This is a genomic window from Amnimonas aquatica (assembly GCF_002943415.1).
GTDB lineage: Bacteria > Pseudomonadota > Gammaproteobacteria > Pseudomonadales > Moraxellaceae > Perlucidibaca > Perlucidibaca aquatica_A.
This window is the reverse complement of record NZ_PTQZ01000086.1, coordinates 1-6,930: the sequence shown is the minus strand read 5'-3', so window position 1 is coordinate 6,930 and position 6,930 is coordinate 1. Positions and strand designations below refer to the sequence as shown.

Genomic DNA, 6,930 nt, shown 5'->3' with positions numbered 1-6,930 from the left:
GACCAGGCACGCTCTGCCACTCCACCGTCTCGACCCATTGCGGGTGCGAAGGTTCGGTGAGCACGAAGACGCCGATCAGGCCGGCCACGAAGATCACCTTGAGCAGGGCATCACCCGGACGCGGCACCGGCTGGCCGGCCAGCGCGGCGTGGGTCGGGCCGAGCTCCACCGAGCGGTCGCGCAGAAGCCAGGCCGCCAGCAGCAGGCCGCAGGCGACCAGCAGCCAGCCGCCACCGAGCAGCATGACCAGGCCGAAGAGCACGCCGAACAGGATCACGCCCGGCACGAACGAACCCAGCCAGACCGAGAACAGCGCGAACAGCAGCAGCGCCCAGGCCGTGACCGCCAGCAGGAAGGCCTTGAGGAAGCTCCAGACGCGGCCGCCGCTGCGGTACTCGCCGGCAAACAGCGGGCGCCGCGTCCAGTAGATCGCCATGGCTAGCGGACCCAGCAACCAGAGCAGCACCACCCAGGCCAGCGGCGAACTCAGCTGACGCCGCCCGGCATCCTGGTAGAGCCAGATGCTGAGGGCGGCAAGCGTGAGCAGCAGCGCGGTCATGTCGCTTCCCTGACCGGAGCGTCCGGCCCGGAGGTGGCGCCATCGGCGGGATCGGCCTTGTGCTCATGCCCCAGGTACAGGTACATGGCCGGCACCACGAACAGCGTGAACAGCGTGCCGATGGTCATGCCGGTGGCGATCACCAAGCCCATGGAGAAGCGCGAGGCCGCGCCCGGACCGGTAGCGATCAGCAGCGGCAGCATGGCCAGCACCAGCGCCGCCGTGGTCATCAGCACCGGACGCAGACGGATGGCCGCCGCCTCCTCGATGGCGCGACGCTTGTCGCGACCCTGCCTCTGCAGCTGGTTGGCGAACTCCACGATCAGGATGCCGTGCTTGGAGATCACGCCGATCAGCGTCACCAGGCCGACCTGGGTGTAGATGTTGATGCTCGCCCCGGGCACCTGGAAGAACGCCGCGATGTTGAGGCAGAGCAACGCCCCGCAGATCGACATCGGCACCGTGATCAGCATGATGATCGGGTCGCGGAAGGACTCGAACTGCGCCGCCAGCACCAGGTAGATGATGACCAGCGCGAAGAAGAAGCTGACGATCAGCGCCGAGCCTTCGGTCTTGTACTGACGCGACTGGCCGGCGTAGTCCACGCCATATTCCTTCGGCAGTTCGGACGCCGCCGCCTCCAGCACGCCCAGCGCCTCGCCCATGGTCACGCCCGGACGCGGCACGCCCGACAGGGTCACGGCATTGAGCTGCTGGAAGCGGTTCAGCGACTGCGGCTGCACCGTCTCGCGCAGGGTCACCACGGTCGACAGCGGAATCAGCTCGCCGCTGGCCGTGCGCGTGTAGTACTGCGACAGCTGGTCCGGGTTCAGACGCTCGGCGCGCTGCACCTGCGGAATCACCTTGTACGAGCGCGACTCCATGCTGAAGCGGTTGACGTAGCCGCCGGAGAGCATGGCCGACATGTCCGCCGCCAGCATGTTCATGTCGATACCCAGCAGCGCGGCCTTCTCGCGGTCGACCTCGACCTTGACCTGCGGCTTGTCGATCTTCAGGTCGCTCTGCATGAAGATGAACTTCTTGCTCGCCATGGCCTTGCCCAGCACCTCGTCGCCGGCATCGAGCATGGCCTGCGACGACGCCGTGCCGGTGATCACGAACTCGATCGGGAAGCCGCTGCCGCCGCTGGGCAGCGACGGCGGCGCGAACACCGCGTTCTGCAGGCCGGCGACATCGTTGACCTTGACCGTGGTCTCGTCGAGCACTTCCTTGGTGCCGCGCGTGCGCTCGGTCCAGGGCTTGAGCACGATACCGGAGATGGCCGTGTTCGAGCCCACCGCCGAACCGCCGCCGCCGACGCCGTTGAGCAGGAAGTAGTTCTCCTTCTCCGGAATGGCGTTGGCGATCTTGGTCAGCTCGTTGGTGAACGAGGTCAGGTAATCCAGCGACGAGAACGAGTCGCTGGTCGAGAAGATCATGAAGAAGCCCTGGTCCTCTTCCGGTGCCAGCTCGGTCGGCGAGGTCTTGAACAGGAAGAAGCACGACACCAGCACGATGGCACCGAAGGTCAGGATCACGTGCTTGTCGTCGAGCGCGCCGTTGAGCTTGCGCTGGTAGCCCTGGCTCATGCGCTCGAACTTCTCGTTCAGCCAGTTGGCGAAACGGTTGTCCTTCTCCTCGTTGTGCGAGCGCAGCAGCATGGCCGACATCATGGGCGACAGCGTCAGCGCGATGATGCCCGAGAGCAGCACGGCGCCGGCCAGCGTGAACGCGAACTCCACGAACAGCGCCCCGGTCAGGCCGCCGACGAAACCGATCGGCAGATACACCGCGACCAGCGTGATGGTCATGGCGATGACCGGCCCGACCAGCTCGCGCGCACCCTTGATCGCCGCGTCGAAGGGCTTCAGCCCCTCCTCGATGTGGCGATGGATGTTCTCCAGCACGATGATGGCGTCGTCGACCACCATGCCGATGGCGAGCACGAAGGCCAGCAGCGTCAGCAGGTTGATCGAGAAGCCCATGAGCAGCATGAGGAAGCAGGCGCCGATCATGGACAGCGGCACCGTCACCGCCGGAATCAGCACGCTGCGCATGGAGCCCAGGAACAGGTAGATCACCACGATGACGATGGCCACGGCCTCGATCAGCGTCTTGATCACTTCCTTGATGGCGTCGTTGATGTAGCGCGTGGAGTCATAGGGGATGTTGGCCTCCAGACCCTCCGGCAGCTGCGCCAGGATCTGCGGCCAGACCTCGTCGCGCACGCGCTTGATGACATCCAGCGAGTTCGCGTCCGGCGCCACCTCGATGCCCATGAAGGTCGCGCTCTTGCCGTTGAACGACACGTCGGTGCTGTAGTTCTCCGAGCCCAGCACGACATCGGCGATATCGCCGAGGCGGATGATGGCATCGTCCTGCGAGCGCACCACCAGGGCCTTGAACTGCTCCGGCGTCTGCAGGTCGGTGGACGCGGTCAGGTCGACCTGCACCATGCTGCCCTTGGTCGTGCCCAGCGCCGCCAGCACATTGTTGCGGCCCAGCGCGCCATAGACATCGCTGGCGGTGACGCCGAGGGCGGCCATGCGGTCCGGCTTCATCCAGATGCGCATGGCGAAGGTGCGGTCACCGAGGATCTGCGCGCGCTGCACGCCGGGCACGGTGGCCAGCTTGGGCTCGACCACGCGCACCAGGTAGTCGGTGATCTGGTTGTTGTCGAGAATGTCGGAATAGAACGACAGGTACATGGCCGCCGTGGTGTCACCCACCGACAGCGCCACGACCGGATCCTCCGAGGCTTCGGGCAGCTGGTTGCGCAGCTTGTTGACCTTGGCCGCGATCTGCGTCAGCGCCACGTTGGGGTCGTAGTCGAGGCGCAGGTAGGCCTGGATCGAGCTGACCCCGGACAGGCTGGTCGACTTGATGTAGTCGATGCCCTGCGCCGAGGCGATCTCGCGCTCCAGCGGCGTGGTGATGAAGCCCTGCACCAGGTCGGCGTCGGCGCCGACATAGGTGGTGGAGACCGTGATGACCGCATTCTGCAGCTCGGGATACTGGCGCACGTTGAGGTCGAACGCCGACTTCAGCCCCATGAGCAGGATGAGCAGGCTGACCACCATGGCCAGCACCGGTCTTTTGATGAAGATATCCGTGAATTTCATGTTTGAACCCCGGATCAGCTTTCAGCCGGCGTCGGCGTCGCCGAGGCCGAGGGCTGGACCGTGTTGTTGATGATGACCGGGCTGTCGTTCTGCAGCTTGAGCAGGCCGCTGGTCGCCACCTGCTCGCCGGCCTTCAGGCCCTCGGTGATCACCACCAGGTCGCCACGAGCCTCGCCGGTCTTGACGAAGCGGCGGCGCACCACCAGCTGCTCGCCGGTGCCATCTTCAGCTTTGGCAGCACTGTTCTCGGCCTTGGCACCACCGGCGGCATCCGCACCGGCCTGGCCGGCCGGCGCCTCGGCCTTCTGGATCACGTAGACCGAGTTGCCGTAGGGGTTGTAGCTGACCGCCGTGCGCGGGATCACCACCACGTCGCGGCTGTCGGCCAGCGCCACGCTGGCGCGCGCGAACAGGCCCGGACGCAGGGCGGCATCGGCGTTGGCGAAGGTGGCCCGGACCTTGAAGTTGCGCGTCTGGCTGTCGATCAGCGGCTCCACCGCCGACACCTTGCCGGTGAAGCGGCGGTCGCCGTGGGCATCGACCGAGACCGTCACGGTCTGGCCGGTGGCGACCTGCGCCAGATCCTGCTCGGGCAGCGTGAAGTCGACATAGACCGGGTCGAGGGCCTGCAGGGTGACGATCGGCGTGCCCGGATTCAGGTACTCGCCGACATTCACCTTGCGGATGCCGAGCTGGCCGCTGAACGGCGCTCGGATCACCTTCTGCGCCAGCTTGGCGCGCTGGCTCTCGGTGGCGGCGCGGGCGGCGCTGTAGTCGGTCTCGGCACGGTCCAGCTCGGACTTGGAGATGGCTTCGAGCTTGTACAGGCGCTCCAGGCGGCCCAGCTCGGACTTCGCCAGCGTGGCCTGGGCCTGCAGGCGCAGCAGGTCGGCCTGCTCGGTGCCCGCCGACAGCGTGACCAGCAGATCGCCCTTCTTCACCTTGGCGCCGGACTCGAAGTGCAGGGCCGCGACGATGCCGCCGGCCTCGGTGGTGACCTCGGTGCCGTTGCTGGCGATCACCGTGCCGACACCGGCCAGGCTGCTCATCCAGCTTTCGCTGCGGGCTTCGGCCGACGACACCGATGCCGGCGGCACCGGCATGTTGTCGAAGAACTGGTTCATCATCTTGTTGCCGAACCACTTGAAGCCGAAGACACCGCCGAACACCAGGCCGGTGATGACCAACATCCAAAACATGCGCTTGTTCATGACGAAATCCTTGGCTTACGAAGCGGGGGTCAGCAGTTGGTCGATGGCGGCCAGGTCATCGGGACCCAGCGTGCCTGCCTGTTGTTTCAGTTGCAGCGTTTTCAGCAGCACGTCGTAGCGGCTCTGGTCGAGGTTGCGGCGCGCCTGCACGGTGTTCGACTGCGCGTTGAGCACGTCGGTGATGGTGCGCTTGCCGGCCTCGTAGCCGTAGCGGGTGGCCTGCTCGGCGGCCTGCGCCGACTCCACCGCGCGCTGGTAGGCCGAGGCCTGCGCCCGCGCCGTCTGCACGTCGCGCACCAGGCGGCGGGTCTCGCGCAGCAGCTCGCGCTCGACGCGGTCACGCTCGGCCTCGGCGGCGCGCAGGCGGGCAGCGGCCTCGCGCACCTTGCTGACATTGGCGCCACTGGCGAACAGCGGCACCCGGACCTCGACACCGATCACGGTGCTGTTGCCCTCGATGCCGACCTGCGAATCGGCCTGGTCCTGGCGCGTGTGCGACGCCACCAGGTCGACCACCGGCAGCGCATCGCTGCGGCGGCTCTCGACATCGGCGCGCGCCACCTGCCAGCTCGCCTGCGCCTGCAGGAAGGCCGGGCTGGTGCTGCGGGCACGCTGCACCCAGGTTTCGACATCGCTGCTGTCCAGCAGAGGCAGCGCGGTATCGGCGGCCAGCGTCGACAGGCCTTCGCGACCCGAGTCGCCGGTGGTTTCCTCGAACGCGTCCTGCGCCGCTTCCAGCCCCTGGCGGGCCGACAGCAGCTGCGCCTGCGCGAGGTCGTCACGGGCCTGGGCTTCCTTCAGGTCGGTGCCCGGCACCAGCTGCACCTCGTAACGCTTGCGCGTGTCATCCAGCGAGCGGCGCACGGCGTCGGCCTCGGCCTCGGCCAGACCGAGCTCGTTGCGCGCCTGCAGCACCGCGAGGTAGCGCTCGGCGACGCGCGAGATCAGCGCCTGGATGCGGCTGGCATAGCCCAGCTCGGCGAGCTGGTCGCGCGCCTCGGCGCGGCGGCCGCGGGCCAGCCAGTCGTAGCGGAACAGCGGCTGGCGCAGCTCGGCGGTCGCCGACCAGCCATCGTAGTCCTCGCTGTAGCCACCAGTCGCGGGCGGCGGCGCCTGGGTGACCTTGCTGTCGGTGTTCTGCCAGGTGCCGACGGCATTGAGCTGCGGCAGGCGGGTGGCGCGCTCCTGCACGCCGGCCTCGCGGTCGGCATCGCGGCCGGCAAGCGCCGAGGCCGCGACCGGATCGGTCTTCAGCGCGCGCTGCCAGGCCTCGCTCAGCGTCATGGCCGACAGGCCGGGGGCGGCCGTCATCAGCGCCAGCGCGAGCAGACTGCGCCGCCACTCAGGCTTGTGAACACAGCTCATGAAAAACCTCCGTGCGAATACGCGCGATCAAATCGTCGAGCGCGGCGGGGTCCGCCGTGTCGACCAGGGGAAGCCAGCCCATGCCGTTGAGCAGATTGGCNTGCACCAGCGAATGGATGCCGAGCGACAGCGCCCAGCAGCCGGTCGACAGCGCCTCGCTGGACAGGCCGTTGCTCTTCAGGTCGCCACGGGCGATGGCCTCGTTGACGATGCGCTGCACGATGTCGCACAGCGGCTGGCTGACCTCGAAGTGCTCCTCGCGCCGGGCCAGGCTGGCCGCGTTCCAGACCACGTCGCAGTGGACGTACTGGGCGATGCGGAAATGCTCCGGGCTGCGCTGCACGAAGATCATGTCGGCCACGGTGATGGCCATCATGCGGTCGCGCGTCGACGCCTTCCAGGCGCCCGCGCGGTGGAACAGGTCGGCATGCTCGGCCACGCTTTCCGTGGTCAGCGCCAGCAGCAGGTCCTCCTTGCTGGAGAAATGCTGGTAGAGCGTGCCCATGGCGCAGTCGCCCTCTTCCGCGAGGCGCGCCATCTGCAGGTTGAGCAGGCCGTCACGCACGATGAGCTCGCGCGCCTTCGCCAGCAACCGCTTTTCACGCTCTTGGAGCTTGCGCTCGCGGCGCTCGCTGATAGCCATGTCACGACCTGATCTGAATCGGGCTCGAAA

Annotated in this window: 5 protein-coding genes; all 5 read right to left on the bottom strand. The window is 67.4% G+C overall.

Annotated elements, in window-relative coordinates:
• Positions 1-559: hypothetical protein (locus C5O18_RS10385; protein ID WP_158249271.1), on the bottom strand; the 559-nt coding region annotated here is incomplete at its 3' end.
• Complete coding sequence (locus tag C5O18_RS04935) at positions 556-3,681, bottom strand: efflux RND transporter permease subunit (RefSeq protein ID WP_105191981.1); 3,126 nt, start codon at positions 3,679-3,681, stop codon at positions 556-558. The genes C5O18_RS10385 and C5O18_RS04935, both read right to left, overlap by 4 nt.
• Before the next feature lie 14 nt (positions 3,682-3,695).
• Complete coding sequence (locus tag C5O18_RS04930; protein WP_105191979.1) at positions 3,696-4,892, bottom strand: efflux RND transporter periplasmic adaptor subunit; 1,197 nt, start codon at positions 4,890-4,892, stop codon at positions 3,696-3,698.
• 15 nt (positions 4,893-4,907) lie between these two features.
• Positions 4,908-6,257: a TolC family outer membrane protein gene (locus C5O18_RS04925; protein ID WP_105191977.1), complete on the bottom strand. Its 1,350-nt coding sequence runs from the start codon at positions 6,255-6,257 to the stop codon at positions 4,908-4,910.
• Entirely contained in the window at positions 6,235-6,900 is a 666-nt protein-coding gene (locus C5O18_RS04920) for a TetR/AcrR family transcriptional regulator (RefSeq protein ID WP_105191975.1), read from the bottom strand. Before C5O18_RS04920 ends, C5O18_RS04925 begins: the two co-directional genes overlap by 23 nt.
• Between the last annotated feature and the right edge of the window lie 30 nt (positions 6,901-6,930).

Excerpts from the sequence above, each read along its gene's own strand:
- C5O18_RS04935 (WP_105191981.1), bottom strand. The coding sequence starts at position 3,681 with ATGAAATTCACGGATATCTTCATCAAAAGACCGGTGCTGGCCATGGTG.
- C5O18_RS04930 (WP_105191979.1), bottom strand. The coding sequence starts at position 4,892 with ATGAACAAGCGCATGTTTTGGATGTTGGTCATCACCGGCCTGGTGTTC.
- C5O18_RS04925 (WP_105191977.1), bottom strand. The coding sequence starts at position 6,257 with ATGAGCTGTGTTCACAAGCCTGAGTGGCGGCGCAGTCTGCTCGCGCTG.